Below are 15,808 nucleotides of genomic sequence, written 5' to 3'. Positions count from 1 at the left end.
GTAGTAATGAACGAAAGGTAGGGATTTCTATGAATCTAACACAGCCCTCTACTGAGAATGTCAACTACATGATTGATATGATCAAAGATAAACTTCGTATGGTCAATGCAGACGCCATGAAACCTGAGCATTTTGATACCGCTCAATACGAAGACCTTGTATATCTTTATGAAATGGTTATGAAACGTGATACGTTTAGCCCAAGCGAAATGCAAGCAATCGTAACTGAATTAGGCTCACTTCGTAAATAATGAAAAAGCTAGGAACGGCCATACTACAATGGCATTGTTCCTAGCTTTTTTCATATTCGCAATTATTTATTTAATTGAACAGCGATTTTAGAGCCAACTACTGCATTATGTTTTACTAACGCAATATTTGCCACTAAACTCTTGCCTTCTGTTAACTCTTTCACTTTACCTAATAAGAACGGTGTTACTTGTTTACCATTTATACCATTTTCTTCTGCTTCTTGTAACGCTTTTTCGATAATGTTAGTGATGAAGTCGTGATCCAATGCATCTGCTTCAGGAATTGGGTTAGCGATTACTGCGCCACCTTTTAGACCTAAATTCCATTTCGTACGTAGCATTTCTGCTACTGTTTCTGGATTATCCGCACGGAAGTTAACATCGAAATCACTTTGACGTGTGTAGAATGCTGGTAATACATTTGTTTTATAACCGATTACAGGTACACCTTTAGTTTCAAGATATTCTAAAGTTAAGCCGATGTCTAAAATAGATTTTGCACCTGCGCATACTACTGCAACATTTGTTTGTGAAAGTTCTTCTAAGTCAGCTGAAATATCCATTGTTGTTTCAGCACCACGGTGAACACCACCAATACCACCTGTTACGAACATTTCAATACCAGCTAATTCTGCACAGATCATTGTTGCAGCCACTGTAGTAGCACCTTTTTGTTTTGTCGCAAGTAAATAAGCTAGGTCACGACGAGATGCTTTTGCAACGTCTGAAGAGTTACCTAGTACTTCTAATTCTTCATCAGAAAGACCGATTTTGATTTGACCCTCTAAAATAGCAATAGTTGCTGGTACAGCACCATTATCACGGATAATTTGTTCAACTTCACGTGCTGTAATAACATTTTGTGGGTAAGGCATACCGTGTGAAATGATTGTAGATTCTAATGCTACGATTGGTAGGCCTTTTTCTTGTGCAGCTTTTACTTCTTCTGAGAATGATAAATATTGTTTCATGTATTATTCCTCCAGCTCTTTTTTAAGTTTATTTGCAGATAAATCTGGCCTCACAGTAAATGCGCATTGTAATGTTTTTGCTGCATTCATCAAACCATTTTGAATGCTTTCTGCAAAAGGTTCTTGTCGGATCCAGCTATGTAGCAATGCTCCTACAAAGGCATCTCCAGCACCTGTAACGTCTTCAACACCATTAATTTGAATAGCTGCATAGTTTTTCACTGCAACCTCCTTAGAAGCCGCATAGACACCTTTACTTCCCGCTGTAATGACGACATTTTCAGCACCTTTATCTAATAATGCCTGCACAGCCTTTTTCCAATCTTCCTCCGAAGTAATTGTACTACTCAAATACGTTGCTGCTTCATCACGATTACATATAAACCATGTCACACCTTGTAAATTTTCTGGCATGCGATTCATCTTCGGTGAAGAAACTGGAATTAACGCAAATGGTATATGTCTAACCAATGCAAGTTCTTTAATGCTCTCCACTGTTTCTTTAGGACAATTCAAGTCCATTACGATACAAGCTGCATTTGACATTGCTGCCTCATGTTTCATTAGCACATCTGGCATTAATAAATCGTAAACATCCATATTTGCTACAGCTAATATCATTTCACCTTGCTCATCTAAAATAGCCGTATATGAGCCCGTCGAAGCATTTTGAAACTGTTCTACATTAGAAACATTCATATAGCTCTCAGAAGATTCCTTAATAGCATTCCAGTCTGAATCCTTGCCTGCACCTGTTAAAAGCGATACATGGTGTCCTAGGCGCCCTAAATTCTCTGCAATATTACGACTTACTCCGCCAATGCTTTGCGTAACAGTTGCAGGATTTGAAGTACTTAACAGAGCTTTACCTTTAATATGAAACTTGCGGTCCATATTAGCACCACCGATGCAGATTACTTCATTTTCCGCTGGCAATATATACGCCCTCCCTACAATTTTACCTTGACGTGTTAAACCTGAGATAATATTAGCTAAAGCTGGTCTCGACATATTCAATTGCTCAGCCATTTCTTGTTGGGACAGAAATGGATTTTGACGAATTAACTTTAGAATCATTAACTCTTTTTCATTCATGTCATCACCCTTATTACATTTGTTTAAATTATAAACTTTTGTTTTTTAAAAGTCAAAAAAAAAAACGATACGTATTTTACATATCGTCTTTCTCTATTAATTATTCTGATTCTGTTGATGCCTGTGTTTCAGTTGTATTTGTACCGTCCTTTTTTACTAAAGGTTGAATCAGTACTTCTACACGTCTGTTTTTTGCACGACCTTTATCCGTATCATTAGTAGCTACAAATTTATTTGCTCCATATCCCTTTGCACTAAAGAATGCTGGATCCAGCTTCGAGTTATCATCAACAACTAATTTCAAGAAATTAACTGCACGCATGACACTTAGCTCCCAGTTAGAAGCAAACTCTGCATTATTCATTGGTACATTATCTGTATAACCAGTTATGATGACATGACGCTGAGGATCAAATACAAGTAACTTAGACAATTCTTTTGCAAGATTTTGATATTCATTTTTCACATCTGCTTTACCTGGATCGAATAGAATACTATCTCGAATCGTTACGAGTAGCCCTTCATCTGTGAGCTTTGTTGCAAATTGCTTTTCAAGCTCATTAACAGCAATAAATTCATCTACATTACCTTTAATTTTTGATAAAGCTTCTTGATCCTCTAAATAAGCTGCGTTACTATCAGTTTTATCAGTGTTATCACTTTTTGGCGTCATTGGATCAACTGGTGATGAATGCTCCATTACGCCATCACCAGCATCAAAGATGGAACTGAAGACGGTAGAAAGTTGTTGCATTTTTTGCGCATCAACTGTACTAGAAGCAAATAACACGATAAAGAGTGCTAATAATAACGTTAGAATATCGGCATAAGGAATTAGCCAGGATTCGTCCATATGTTCTTCATGTTTTTTTCTTCTTCTAGATTTCTTTGCCAAGGCCACCCGCCCCGCTTTCGTCCATTATTTGAGAGCGATCTTCTTTTGTTAAATAAGACGCCAATTTCTGTTCGATTACGCGAGGGGCTTCACCTTCTAGAACTGATAAAATACCTTCAATCATCATCGTTTTTTGACGAATTTCTTGGCTAGATTTACGTTTCAATTTGTTTGCAAATGGATGCCATAATACATAACCTGTGAAGATACCTAAAAGCGTCGCTACAAACGCTGCTGAAATAGCATGTCCTAGCTGATCAATATCATTTAAATCTTTAAGTGCAGCAATCAGACCGATTACCGCACCAAGTACCCCAAGTGTCGGGGCATATGTACCAGCTTGTGAGAAAATCAAAGCTCCACTTGAGTGGCGATCTTCCATCGCTTCCACTTCTTCATTTAAAACATCGCGGATATAATCTGCATTTTGACCATCAATAGCCAGAGTTAATCCATTTTTTAAAAATGGATCATCAATTTCGGATACTTTACTTTCTAGTGCTAGTAACCCTTCACGACGAGCTAAATCTGCCCATTGTGAAAACATTTTAATAATCTCTACATCACTTACTAACTTTTGCTCCTTGAAGATAAGCCCAAACAGCTTAGGTATACGTTTTAACTCACTCTTAGGGAATGCGATCGTAATTGCTGCGATCGTACCGAAGATGATAATAAGTATAGCTGCTGGATTCAGTAATGCGTCAGGAGTAACTCCTTTAAAATACATCCCTGCTAATAGCGAAACTAAAGCTATTATTATACCAATAACCGATGATAAATCCATTTTAGTACCCCCAAAATCGTCATTCTTTTTTTTATTTCGGTTTATATTTCATTATGTTAATAATCTATCGCAAACAATAGAAGATATTTGCCGAATTTTCATGAAAAAGACAAATTTTTGGCCCTTTTCTATCCCTTTTCTATTTCTTTCCTATTCACTCACAACTTGTTACAATTGGTTTATCACAAGGAGGAATGTCATTTATGTATTCATTTGATGAAAAATTAACTCGTTATGCTGAACTTGCTGTTACAATCGGTGTCAATATACAATCTAATCAATTTCTGTACATTAGCGCCTCTACCGATAATGTAGAATTAGTCCGTCTAATTACGAGAAAGGCATATGAAGCTGGTGCTAAACAAGTATTTGTTGATTTCGTTGATGATCAAATTAACCGTTTACGCTACGAGTTAGCTCCTGCAGATTCTTTCGACTTTTATCCACATTGGAAAACAGAAGAACGAAACTGGTTAGCTGAGCAAGGTGCTGCATTCATTAGCATTATGTCTCAAAGTCCAGATTTATTAGCTGGTATTGAATCTAGCCGTATTGCTGCATTCCAAAAAGCTGCTGGTAAAGGACTAAGTAAATACCGTGAATATGCGCAATCTGATAAAATCAGCTGGAATGTTATTGCGGCACCTTCTGCAGCATGGGCTGCTAAAGTTTTCCCTGACTTACCAGAGGAGCAACAAGTTGATGCACTTTGGGAGGCTATTTTCAAAGCCGTTAGAACGGATGTTACAGATCCAATTGCTGCTTGGAAAATACTTGATGAATCGTTACATGAAAAAGTATCTTATTTAAATGACAAAAAGTATCATAAATTACATTACCGTGCACCAGGTACAGACCTTACAATCGAGCTTCCTAAAGACCATATTTGGTGTGGTGGCGGTAGTGTCAACGTTCAAGGTAAAGAGTTTATGGCAAATATGCCAACAGAAGAAGTTTTTACTGCTCCACTTAAAACTGGCGTTAACGGTTTTGTTTCTAGCACTAAACCATTAAGCTATGGTGGAAATATTATTGATCAATTTAAAATCACCTTTGAAGATGGACGTATCGTAGACGTAACCGCTGAGCAAGGTGAAGATGTGTTAAAACAACTTATAGCAACAGATGAAGGCTCTCATTATTTAGGTGAGGTTGCTTTAGTACCTCATAAATCACCTATTTCACAATCCGGTCTATTATTCTATAATACATTGTTCGATGAAAATGCCTCAAACCATTTAGCGATTGGGAGTGCTTATGCCTTCAACATAGATGGTGGTAAAACAATGTCACGTGAAGAAATTGCCGAAAGCGGACTGAACCAAAGCCTAACACATGTTGATTTTATGATTGGCTCTGACACAATGGATATAGATGGTATTACAGCTGATGGCAAGGAAGAACCATTATTCCGCAAAGGAAACTGGGCTTTTTAATATTCCCCTGACTTTTCGCTAAAAAAATACTTTATTTTTCATTTTACACACTAAATTTTACTAAAACATGCAACTTAAGTCCATAAATAGCTTTAACAAAATGTTATTCCATAAATTAGACTTATCTTCATGCACAATATCATGTATACTAATAGATAATGAAACTTTAATAATGGTAGAGAGGAGTTTTATGATGGCTACATTTATGGTAACACTTTTAGGATTTTCATCTCTTATCCTAATTACTGGCGGAATCCTAATTTACTATCTACTAGTAGGATTAGATTCTTCAACTGCAACTCTTGTTGATCCAAAACCTAAAACTAATTTTTAATCCAAAACAAAAACAGTTACTTGCCTCGTGCAAGTAACTGTTTTTTTAAATTCTCCTCACAATTTAGTAACAGAATTGTGACATTATGAAACTTATAACCTTACACTTCCCCATAAATTAGTTATTTATAAATACCATTTCCATATAATATCTCATAATTATTTATAACTTCCAATATGTAACATAGGGGTTTTGTAGTTTTTCCTCTATACTTATGTAGCAATGTTATAAAGGAGGAACTATACAATGTTTTCAACAACTGCAATTGGAATCGATCTTGGCACAGCCAATACGTTAGTATATACAAAAAACAAAGGGATTTTATTTAACGAACCGTCTGTTATTGCAGTCAATACAACTACAAATGAAATCATCGCAATCGGTACAGAAGCGAAGGCTATGATTGGTAAAACACCTGCTAATATTCAAGCTATTCGTCCATTACGTGATGGGGTCATTGCCGATTTTGATATGACAACTGAAATGATAAAAGTCATTATGCAAAAAGTGGCTAAAGTTATTGGTGGCTCATTACGTAAACCGAGCGTAATCGTTTGTACTCCATCTGGAGCTACATCAGTAGAACGTTTAGCTATTCGTGATGCTGTTAAACACTGTGGCGCAAAAGAGGTCTTTTTAATAGAAGAGCCTGTTGCTGCTGCAATTGGAGCAGACCTACCTGTTAGTGAACCAATCGCGAGTGTAATCGTTGATATCGGTGGCGGCACAACTGAGGTCGGTATCATATCGTTCGGTGGTGTCGTTACATCGAACACAATGAAGCTAGGCGGCGACCGTATGAACGAGGAAATCATTCATTTTGCACGTAAAGAATATAGCGTACTCATTGGTGAGCGTACTGCTGAAAATATAAAAAAAGAAATTGGTTATGCCTTAATTCAACATGAAAAAGAGTCGATGGAAGTACGTGGTAGAGATATCGTAACGGGCTTACCTAAAACGATTATATTAAACTCAATGGAAATTCAAGGCTGTCTGAAAGAATCTCTTCTTTCCATTTTAGAAGTTATTCGCAGAACATTAGAAAGTTGCCCACCAGAGTTATCTGGTGATATCGTTGACCGCGGTATTGTTTTATCAGGTGGCGGTTCATTATTAAAAGGCATGCCGGAATGGCTTACTAACGAGCTTCTAGTCCCTGTTACTCTAGCTCCATCACCATTAGAATCTGTTGCAATTGGTACAGGCCGTTCTCTGGATACATTGAACCTATTACAAAAATTAAATTCATAAATTCTACCAAAATTATTTTCTTTTCTGAATAGTTATTCTAAAATAAGTATGTAGGGAAAGGGGAAAGAATTTATGTCTATATTAAATGATATACTTGCGTTCAATGAAACGTTTGTAGAAGAGAAACAATATGAACCTTTTATTACAAGCAAATACCCCGATAAACATTTTGTTATTTTAACTTGTATGGATACTCGTCTAGTAGAGCTTTTACCAAAGGCGATGAATTTACGCAATGGAGATGTTAAAATGGTCAAAAGTGCTGGTGCTACTATAAATCATCCATTTGGTGGAATTATGCGTAGTCTACTTGTAGCGATTTACGAGTTAAAAGCAGATGAAATATTTGTCATTGGTCATTACGATTGTGGCATGAGTGCTGTTGACCCAGACAAAATGTTAGCTAAAATGATTGATCGCGGTGTTTCAAAAGAAGTAATTGATCTTCTAAATTACTCTGGCGCAAACTTGCATGAATGGTTAGGTGGCTTTGATGATGTAACGGAAAACGTTAGTAATAGCGTAAAGATGATTCGTAAACATCCACTAATTATCGACTCAATTCCAGTACATGGCTTAGTAATCGACCCAAATACTGGTCGTCTTGATATCGTTGAAGACGGCGCAAAATAATTCACATATAAAAAGCGAGTGCCACCCTTATCGGTAGCACTCGCTTCTTCTTTTCCCAAGAACAAAAGCGCAGAGCGCCCGTTTACATCTAACACCGCTTACGAACCCTCACCAGGGGGGTTCGAAGTGACCTCTTGGCGAGAGCGTTCGGAGCTGGATGTGGTCGACACTTCGCACTAATGTTATCCATAATGTGAGATTTTATAATTTCCTTACCAAACATAAATCGACGTATTTCCCAGGAAATGATTCGATTTATTATTTCATACCAATTAGCATCCCCCGGACAGCACTTCTCCATTTCCGCCAAGAGGCCTTACCCTTTCAATAGTCATCATTGATAAAAGCATATAAATAGTGATCTTCCCAGTATCCATTGATATACAATAACTTACGCAATAACCCTTCTCGTTCGAATCCTGATTTCTCTAATACACGAACGGAGCCCATATTATTTGGCGAAACATAAGCTTCTATGCGATGCATCGACAAATCTTCAAAGCTAAATTTTACTATTAACGCTAAAGCCTCCGATGCAATTCCTTGCCCTATATAACGTTTATCGATGGAATAGCCAACAAAAGCACTTGAAAAAGGTAATCTCTTGATAGAATAGATCGATATATGACCAACAAGGTCCGACGTTCCCATAGCGAAAATAGCAAAGCTATACTCGCGATTGAGCCGCATTCTTTGAACGGATTCTATAATTTTCTTGCGCTGAGTACTTTCTGTATAGTACTCATCATCGTGTAATGGTTCATAAATCGACCAATACCGCTTATTCCGCTTTACTAGTCTTGTAAACGCCGAAACATCGGCTTCTTCCAATGTCCGCAAATAACAGCGGTTACCTTCAAGAAATACCATGTCTGATCACCCTTTTTGAGTGGTTAATTCTAAGAACTGTTCGACATCTTGTTCACAAATACGGATGCCCTTTTCCCAGAAATCCTTCTGGGTAATGTCCTCACCTAAATGTTTTATCGCTAAATCTTCTACAGTCATAACAGCTGTATCTTGCAATAAAGCGATATATTTATCCTCGAAGCTATTGCCTTCTTCTTTTGCCTTAGCATAAATGCTTAAAGAGAATAAATAACCAAAAGTGTATGGGAAATTATAGAATGGGACACCAGTAATATAGAAGTGCAATTTAGAAGCCCAGAAATGAGGGTGAGTTATATTTAGCGCACCTCCATAAGCTTCCTTCTGTGCTTCTTCCATCAACTCATTCAAACGATGGGTGGGTACTATCCCCGCTTTACGTTCTTCATAAAAGCGTGTTTCAAATAGGAAGCGCGCATGAATATTCATAAAGAATGCGACACTACGTTGAATCTTATCTTCTAGTAATGCTGTTTTTTCTTCGACTGAGCTCGCTTCTTGGACGGCTGCATCCGCAACAATCATTTCAGCAAATGTAGAAGCTGTTTCAGCCACCCCCATTGCATAGCCAGTATTCAACGTATGAACCGGCCGTAATGCGTACGAATGGAATGCATGACCTAATTCATGGGCTAATGTAGAAACATTAGACATAGTGCCACTGTAAGTCATGAAGATACGTGATTCCTCTGTTAATGGTAAACCTGTACAAAAACCACCGGGGCGTTTATTTGGTCGATTTTCAGCCTCAATCCAGCCATTTTCAATTGCATTCGCTGCAAAGGCTTCTAACTGTTTACCGAAGCGCCCAAAGTTTTTCACAACGAAAGCGGCACCTTCTTGGTAAGAAATTGTTTCGGTAGATGCTGTGATAGGCGCATCTAAATTGAACCAATCCATCTTATCCGTATTTAACAACTCTGCTTTTCGCTTTAAATATTCAACGAAAGGTGCTTTATGGTCTGTAATTGCAGCCCACATTGCATCGATTGTTTTAGGTTGCATACGGTTAATTTGAAGTGGCTCTTGTAAAACCGACTCCCAACCGCGTTTTTCATATGTCGCTAATCGGAACCCTGCTATATGATTCAACGTTTTTGCAAAGAATTCCTCTTTTTCAGTCCATGTTTTTTCAAGTGCTTCATAAGCAGCTTGGCGTACTGTTGCATCTGGATGTGAACTTAAGTTATCCACTTGCCCTACCGATAGCTCTTTTTCTTCACCGTCAATTGTAAAAGGGATTTTAATATCACCTATCAATAGGTCATACATTTCTCCCCAAGCATTATAACCATCTACCTTTAATGCAGAAATAATGTTCTCTTCTTGCTCAGATAGTCTTAATTTCGTTTCATCTCGCCATTCATTTAAGGTGAATTTGAATTGTGATAGCTCCTCAGTAGCTAATAGCTCTGTCCATATTCCATCTTCTACGCCACTAAGTACTTGCTGAAATTGCAATTTAATCGGTGCAAAACTTGCTGCTAATGATGAAATTTCACTATGCAATAAAGTAGCTTTTTTATCCGTAATATCTTGTGCTTGCAAACAATTGATAAATGCACCCGTTTGTCCAAAATTAATATATACTTCTTTAAGCAATTCTAGAACATTTAAAATTGATTTTGCATCATCTGTTGAAATGTTTGAAATCGCATTTTTTAGTGCTTCTAATTTTACTGGGATCTGATCTATTTGTATTCGTAGTTGCTGTGAGTCGCTACCTCCTGCAAATATAGATTCTAAATCCCACACTTCCGGATATTGTTTGTTTGTCATGATCAAGCCTCCATTACTAAAATAAGTTACTTATCTAGTATAATACTTCCGGATTCGAAATAGTTACACTTCTACACTAATTGTTTCTACTGGGTCCGTTATTTGTAATCCTCTTTTTTCACATTCTTTTGTAACATGCGCGATTACTTCTCTTAAAACTTGAATACGTGCATATTTTTTATCATCACCCGAAATTAAAATCCACGGAGCATGTTGTTTATCTGTCTTCTCGAACGCATCATTTGCAGCTTCTACATAGAGCGGCCATTTATCACGATTGCGCCAATCTTCATCTGTTAGCTTCCATTTTTTATACGGATCATCTTGACGAAGTTTGAAACGATTTAATTGTTCTTCTTTTGTCACTTGAATCCAAAATTTTGCTACGATATAGTTATCTTCTGTAAGTAGTTTTTCAAATTGATTAATTTCTTCATAAGCACGTTGCCATTCGTCTTGTTTTGCAAAGCCTTCAATACGTTCTACAAGCACTCGTCCATACCATGTGCGGTCGAAAATACCGATTTGTCCACGGTATGGTAGGCGCGTCCAAAAACGATGTAAGTAGTTATATTTAAGTTCAAATGCTTCTGGGGCAGCAATTGGATGTACGACATACCCACGAGGATCTAGGCGTTGTGTCATACGCTTAATAGCGCCTCCTTTGCCTGCTGCATCCATTCCTTCAAATGCTAAAACGAGCCCGATATTATGATTGAACAAAAATTGCTGAATATTCAACAGTTCAAATTGTAGCTTTTTTAGTTCCTGTTTGTAGGAATCTTTGTCAGACAGATGTTTATCTAATTCCATATCTTCAATGCGTTTACTCACTATAACCACTCCTTTTACTTTATATTAGTATTTTACAGCAAATTCTTCCAAAATGATATTTGTTGTTCTATCTAAACGAATGTATACTTTGTACATAGGATATAAAATTGCAAGAGATTGATTGTAGCTTTTACGCAGTGAAACTATCTAATTTCCTTACTTTTAGTTACAACGAAAATCAGGCTATTGTAATAGTCTCAACATTAGGGAGGAGATTTTGTTGGGAAGACTTCTTATCATTACCATCGCTTATATTGCGATGATTGCTGTAAACGCAGCAGCTAATATTCTTCCACTTAACGGGCAAACTACAGGTGAAATCTCCGACAGTTATTCGGTTCTTTTTACTCCAGCAAAATATGTTTTTAGCATTTGGGGCTTCATATATATCATTTTAGCTTACTGGATTTATAAACATTGGCAACATCGTCAGAGAAAGAACACGATTTCGATTCAACAAACGCTGTTTTTTACCGCTAGCTCACTTTTAAATATTTTGTGGATTTTCTTTTGGCATTATAGTTACTTTAAGACTTCAGTTGTCGTAATGCTTTTATTATTAGCTTGTTTAGCTCTTCTATATTTCTCATATAGTCATGATCGTCATTCATGTTCAGAGCGTATACCTATTTCCATTTACTTCGCTTGGATTAGCATAGCAACATTTACTAATATTGCTTTTGTTTTCACATACAATCATTGGAGCGGATTAGGCTTTAGTGACCCGTTGTGGACTGTTATTATGCTTACTTTTGGTACCGCTATTGCATTACATATTCGCTTCCATCATTTCGATATTACTTATCCTATCGTCTTCATTTGGGCTTATATTGGTATTGCTATGAAAAACGGCTTTGAAGAATTACTTGTAACAACTGCAGCACTGTTTTTAAGTGGTGTCTTACTAGCAGGTATCTTATTTATAAAAAAACAAAAAGAAAAATCTTGAGAGTCCGTAGAAATGAAACCCAGACAAGAGATATTTGATTTCTCTTGTCTGGGTTTTAATTTGTCATTTTACCACTAAAAGTGATTAACTTATTCTAAATTCCGGTGGAGCTTATTAAAAGATTTATCCATATCTTTATCTTAACTTTAAATTACAATTACCAAATGCAACATATATATTGCATTCAATGTTATATATATGTTACATTACATTTAGAATTATTTAATTGTTAATAACGCTATTAGGAGGAATTATGTCCAACAATGTAAAAGAGGCTCGACTTGCAAAGTCTATAACGCAGGAAGACTTAGCAAAGTCTGTTGGGGCAACTCGACAAACAATAGGGCTGATTGAAAATGGAAAGTATAATCCATCACTTCATCTTTGTATATCCATTGCCAAAAGATTAGACAAAACACTAGACGATTTGTTCTGGGAGGACTGAAAATGAAAAAATCATGGTTATTATTTTTTTTACCACAAGATGAATTTAAGGAAAAAAAATTACTTTACTTCCTTGCTGAAGCATTAGTTCTCTTTATACTTTTTAGTATTTCATTTTTACTAATCAGCCGTTTCTTTAATTTCAAGGAAAGTAGCGGGGTACTATTAACAGGCATTGGTTTGTCTATCGTATCCATTTACACTATTTTGAGATATATTCTTTCCGGTATTGAATATACGAGTGTTTTTAGTAAGGCCGATTATAAATCTGAAGTGAAAAAAATTTCTTTGCAATCCATTATATTCATGATCATTTTCAACTTTATTTCTATTCTTTTTAAAGGGGCGCCTCAAGGGAAGGAGAATTGGATAGACATTATTGGTTTATCAATACTAATTGTCTTCTTCTTATTTTTAATGAACTATATTTCACTAAAAACTTCCTACCTAAAAAATAAGCAAATTGAGAAAGATGCCGGACAATAAAGATAAAATAAGCCTCCCTTGCAAAAATGCAAAGGAGGCTTTACTTATAATATTAGTCTAATTTAGTTGTAATGATTGGTTCGCCATCTGTTACGATGATTGTATGCTCATACTGTGCAACAAGTGATTTATCTGGCGTTATAAACGTCCAGCCATCACCTGATTCGACGATAGATTCAGCTTTTTGTGAGATGAAAGGTTCAACAGCTAATACCATACCCTCTTTTAAAATTGTACGATCCCATGCATCAAAATAGTTCAATATATGTTGCGGTTCTTCATGGAGTGAACGACCGATTCCATGACCTGTTAAGTTCATAATAACAGTTAGGCCATTATCTTTTGCTTCGCGCTCAACAGCTTTACCAATCTGGTTTAAACGAGCACCTGGTTTTACTTTTGTCATTGCACGATCAAATGCACTTTCAGCAACTTTACAAAGTTTATCGATTTCTGGGTAAGATCCTTCGCCAACAACAAATGACACACCTGTATCAGCAAAATAGCCATCTACATGGCCAGAAACGTCGATATTAATAAGGTCTCCCTCTTTCAGCATTAGGTTTCCTGGAATGCCGTGTGCAACTTGTTCGTTCACACTAATACATGTGTAGCCAGGAAAATCATATTCACTTTTAGGTCCTGAAACAGCTCCATTTTCTTCGAATAAACGGCCACCAATTTCATCTATTTCTTTTGTTGTTACACCTGGTTTTGTAGCAGCTTTCATCGCTTCACGAACTTGAGCCATTACACGACCAGCTTTTTTCAAACCTTCTATTTCTTCTTGAGTTTTAGCAATCATTTATAACGATCCCTTCTTCTAATATGTCTAATCCCTACTATACCACTTTTTCAGCAAAATGAAGAACATGAAATTCATATTTACTGTCATTTTAAATGACTATAAATTTAGAAAAATTTTATATCTTAATAAAATTATATGTCCATTTTGAAAAAGTGATTGTAAAATAAAAGCATTTTAAAAGCATTGAAATACGCCATAAAAAGAGGATTCCACATTGTCGGAATCCCCTCTATCATCAATTTTTCTGTTGTAATAAACGAGGTGCTGAAGTAAATAAAAATACAGCTACGATTGCAGTTAGTATAGTAGCTGGCAGCATATACGTACCGTTATAAACGATGGCATACCAGTAAACGTTTTCTCCACCTGCATATTCACCGAAGAAGGCAATCCCTGCTGCAGTATGTGCAATGTATCTCAACAAACCACCAAGAACTGTACCGAGTACAATATACAAAGTCATCATTTTTTTGTTCAATTGCTTGCTTGCTGCAAATACCTTATGTCTCACAACACCAGCAAGCCCTACAACAGTAAACGCTAAGAAGTAATCGATAAAACCTTGAACAGGCGTATAAATAGTAGGAACAATCAACGCTTGCAATAAACCAATTAAGAAGCCTGTAATCAAACCACCTGAAACACCCCAGCGGAATGCCATTAACACAATCGGTACCATAACAAGGCTTATAGAACCACCTTGTGCCCACAACTTAAATGACAGCTGATCCAAAATCAAGCCGATCGCAGCAAAAATTGCAATCTCGATTAAAAACAATAATCTCTTTTTATTCAATATAAATATCCTCCCGTAGTTCTGATGTAGAACACACAAGACCTAAACGTATCTCATTTGTAAATGAGCTCTAGATAGTAAAACTTTGGGCAACAAAAAAACGACATCAGGACAGGTCCTGACATCGGTTATATGTCGGTTTCTATCCACATTCCTACGCAAGCATTAACTTACAGGTTCAAAGGGTTAGAACTTTGGGTTCACTCTCAGCCGACCATTTCGGCTCCCCTTGTGGTAAATACATCATTTAATTGTTATTGTCGAACACCACCTATTGTACTCAAACTAATATCAATATTCAATAGATTTCTCCTAAATAGCAGCTGATACGTTACCTATGCGTCTACAACTCCATTTTGTAACAGATGAAGATACATCAGGCTGGCTTGCCCGTAATGGCTACAATGGTCATTTTTTCATTTGTGGTGAACCAACACAGCTACAAATTGGCTTATAAGTTATGCATTTCTACTCACAGTTGGTGCGTTTTCTTTTCACAACTGCTAGCAATGCATTTTATGATTTCCCATTGATTAATTTGGCTACAATACAAGCAGGTGGACTTTTCAATATTTATTTTATCTTTGTTAGATGCTACTGCTGAAGTTTATGATGAACGAGCACTGTTATTTGAGCAACATAGCTCTGCCGATACAAGATTTTGCACAGCTAATGGAGTAGGTGCAAATGAATTTAGGCCAGCCGCAGATTGGCATGGGCCTGCTGAAAATATCAGTATGTACACCTTTTCTCTGGAATATTGAAAAAACATGCGCTCAGTTGAATCTTTTTGGGCGATGTAGCGTAAATAATAATATGAATGGAGGTGCTTCAGTTGGATAACAATCGAGTATTATCGGCTTTATGTTATTTCAGTATATTTTTTGCAGGATTTCTGTTGCCGTTGATTGTTTATTTCGTAAGTACAGATTCCGATGTAAAAAATCATGCAAAACGTGCGTTTTTATCGCATTTATTACTAATTATCCCATCAATTATTGGTTTCTTTATTTTCTTTATCTCCTTTGGATTTTATGCAAGTAGTTCTAACAGTGTTATGAGCATAGGACCTATTTTAATTATCTCTTTTATTGTTGTAGAAATCCTTTTATCTTTAGCAGTGATCATTTGGAATATCATCCAAGGTGTTCGTGTACTACGTGTTTAA

The 15,808-nt window shown here is 36.6% G+C and carries 18 protein-coding genes and 1 riboswitch; of the genes, 9 read left to right on the top strand and 9 right to left on the bottom strand.

All coding sequences use genetic code 11. The features are described 5' to 3' along the window. Window positions 1-29 precede the first annotated feature (29 nt). Window positions 30-251: a DUF1128 domain-containing protein gene (locus tag JFL43_RS13185; protein ID WP_100795851.1), complete on the top strand. Its 222-nt coding sequence runs from the start codon at window positions 30-32 to the stop codon at window positions 249-251. 62 nt (window positions 252-313) lie between these two features. Here JFL43_RS13185 and JFL43_RS13180 read toward each other — a convergent pair whose 3' ends face one another. The 4 genes from JFL43_RS13180 to motA all read right to left on the bottom strand — a co-directional run bounded on the left by JFL43_RS13180 (window position 314) and on the right by motA (window position 3,999). Further along, window positions 314-1,222, bottom strand: coding sequence for a pseudouridine-5'-phosphate glycosidase (locus tag JFL43_RS13180; RefSeq protein ID WP_200749390.1), 909 nt, complete (start codon window positions 1,220-1,222; stop codon window positions 314-316). 3 nt (window positions 1,223-1,225) lie between these two features. After that, window positions 1,226-2,317 carry a carbohydrate kinase gene (locus JFL43_RS13175; protein WP_200749389.1) on the bottom strand — a complete coding sequence of 364 codons (1,092 nt, stop codon included), beginning with the start codon at window positions 2,315-2,317 and terminating at the stop codon, window positions 1,226-1,228. A gap of 100 nt (window positions 2,318-2,417) precedes the next feature. Continuing rightward, window positions 2,418-3,212, bottom strand: a complete 795-nt coding sequence (gene motB / locus JFL43_RS13170; protein WP_200749388.1) for a flagellar motor protein MotB — start codon at window positions 3,210-3,212, stop codon at window positions 2,418-2,420. Then, window positions 3,196-3,999 (bottom strand): flagellar motor stator protein MotA, encoded by an 804-nt coding sequence (gene motA / locus JFL43_RS13165; protein WP_100795847.1) that lies wholly within the window; start codon window positions 3,997-3,999, stop codon window positions 3,196-3,198. Before motA ends, motB begins: the two co-directional genes overlap by 17 nt. Before the next feature lie 203 nt (window positions 4,000-4,202). Here motA and JFL43_RS13160 point away from each other — a divergent pair, with 203 nt between their 5' ends. The 3 genes from JFL43_RS13160 (at window position 4,203) to JFL43_RS13150 (ending at window position 7,656) form a co-directional block, all read left to right on the top strand. Then, the gene (locus tag JFL43_RS13160; protein ID WP_100795846.1) at window positions 4,203-5,435 is read left to right on the top strand and encodes an aminopeptidase; all 1,233 of its coding nucleotides are present in this window, start codon (window positions 4,203-4,205) and stop codon (window positions 5,433-5,435) included. 580 nt (window positions 5,436-6,015) lie between these two features. Next, window positions 6,016-7,023, top strand: a complete 1,008-nt coding sequence (gene mreBH / locus JFL43_RS13155; RefSeq protein ID WP_100795845.1) for a rod-share determining protein MreBH — start codon at window positions 6,016-6,018, stop codon at window positions 7,021-7,023. A gap of 72 nt (window positions 7,024-7,095) precedes the next feature. Next, a complete protein-coding gene (locus JFL43_RS13150) occupies window positions 7,096-7,656 on the top strand; it encodes a beta-class carbonic anhydrase (protein ID WP_100795844.1) in 561 nt (186 codons plus the stop codon). A gap of 324 nt (window positions 7,657-7,980) precedes the next feature. Here the strand turns inward: JFL43_RS13150 and JFL43_RS13145 are convergent, their stop codons facing one another. The 3 genes from JFL43_RS13145 to JFL43_RS13135 all read right to left on the bottom strand — a co-directional run bounded on the left by JFL43_RS13145 (window position 7,981) and on the right by JFL43_RS13135 (window position 11,136). Then, window positions 7,981-8,526: a GNAT family N-acetyltransferase gene (locus JFL43_RS13145; protein WP_100795843.1), complete on the bottom strand. Its 546-nt coding sequence runs from the start codon at window positions 8,524-8,526 to the stop codon at window positions 7,981-7,983. A 6-nt stretch (window positions 8,527-8,532) separates the two neighbouring features. Beyond that, entirely contained in the window at window positions 8,533-10,323 is a 1,791-nt protein-coding gene (locus JFL43_RS13140; protein WP_200749387.1) for a M3 family oligoendopeptidase, read from the bottom strand. 63 nt (window positions 10,324-10,386) lie between these two features. Next, on the bottom strand, window positions 10,387-11,136 hold the full coding sequence (locus JFL43_RS13135) for a polyphosphate kinase 2 family protein (protein WP_234447775.1): 750 nt from the start codon (window positions 11,134-11,136) through the stop codon (window positions 10,387-10,389). A 241-nt stretch (window positions 11,137-11,377) separates the two neighbouring features. Between JFL43_RS13135 and JFL43_RS13130 the strand changes: the two genes are divergently transcribed. From JFL43_RS13130 to JFL43_RS13120, 3 genes are all read left to right on the top strand, one after another. Then, the gene (locus JFL43_RS13130) at window positions 11,378-12,106 is read left to right on the top strand and encodes a tryptophan-rich sensory protein (protein WP_200749385.1); all 729 of its coding nucleotides are present in this window, start codon (window positions 11,378-11,380) and stop codon (window positions 12,104-12,106) included. Window positions 12,107-12,359: 253 nt separating this feature from the next. Next, entirely contained in the window at window positions 12,360-12,551 is a 192-nt protein-coding gene (locus JFL43_RS13125) for a helix-turn-helix transcriptional regulator (protein WP_100795840.1), read from the top strand. Window positions 12,552-12,553: 2 nt separating this feature from the next. Beyond that, window positions 12,554-13,036 carry a DUF3278 domain-containing protein gene (locus tag JFL43_RS13120; RefSeq protein WP_200749384.1) on the top strand — a complete coding sequence of 161 codons (483 nt, stop codon included), beginning with the start codon at window positions 12,554-12,556 and terminating at the stop codon, window positions 13,034-13,036. 52 nt (window positions 13,037-13,088) lie between these two features. On the opposite strand, the gene map is transcribed toward JFL43_RS13120, so the two are convergent. Together map and thiT are read right to left on the bottom strand one after the other, a co-directional pair. Next, complete coding sequence (gene map / locus JFL43_RS13115; RefSeq protein ID WP_100795838.1) at window positions 13,089-13,841, bottom strand: type I methionyl aminopeptidase; 753 nt, start codon at window positions 13,839-13,841, stop codon at window positions 13,089-13,091. A 238-nt stretch (window positions 13,842-14,079) separates the two neighbouring features. Next, on the bottom strand, window positions 14,080-14,640 hold the full coding sequence (gene thiT / locus JFL43_RS13110; RefSeq protein WP_200749383.1) for an energy-coupled thiamine transporter ThiT: 561 nt from the start codon (window positions 14,638-14,640) through the stop codon (window positions 14,080-14,082). A 134-nt stretch (window positions 14,641-14,774) separates the two neighbouring features. Then, a riboswitch (TPP riboswitch) is annotated at window positions 14,775-14,880 on the bottom strand. A 447-nt stretch (window positions 14,881-15,327) separates the two neighbouring features. On the opposite strand from thiT, the gene JFL43_RS13105 reads away from it, so the two are divergent. Together JFL43_RS13105 and JFL43_RS13100 are read left to right on the top strand one after the other, a co-directional pair. Next, on the top strand, window positions 15,328-15,483 hold the full coding sequence (locus JFL43_RS13105) for a hypothetical protein (RefSeq protein ID WP_200749382.1): 156 nt from the start codon (window positions 15,328-15,330) through the stop codon (window positions 15,481-15,483). After that, window positions 15,467-15,808, top strand: a complete 342-nt coding sequence (locus tag JFL43_RS13100; protein WP_325166681.1) for a DUF4870 domain-containing protein — start codon at window positions 15,467-15,469, stop codon at window positions 15,806-15,808. Before JFL43_RS13105 ends, JFL43_RS13100 begins: the two co-directional genes overlap by 17 nt.

Origin of the sequence: Viridibacillus soli, from assembly GCF_016612995.1 — a bacterium.
GTDB lineage: Bacteria > Bacillota > Bacilli > Bacillales_A > Planococcaceae > Viridibacillus > Viridibacillus soli.
The sequence above is the reverse complement of the archived record's forward strand: the minus strand, read 5'-3'. Positions and strand labels throughout refer to the sequence as shown.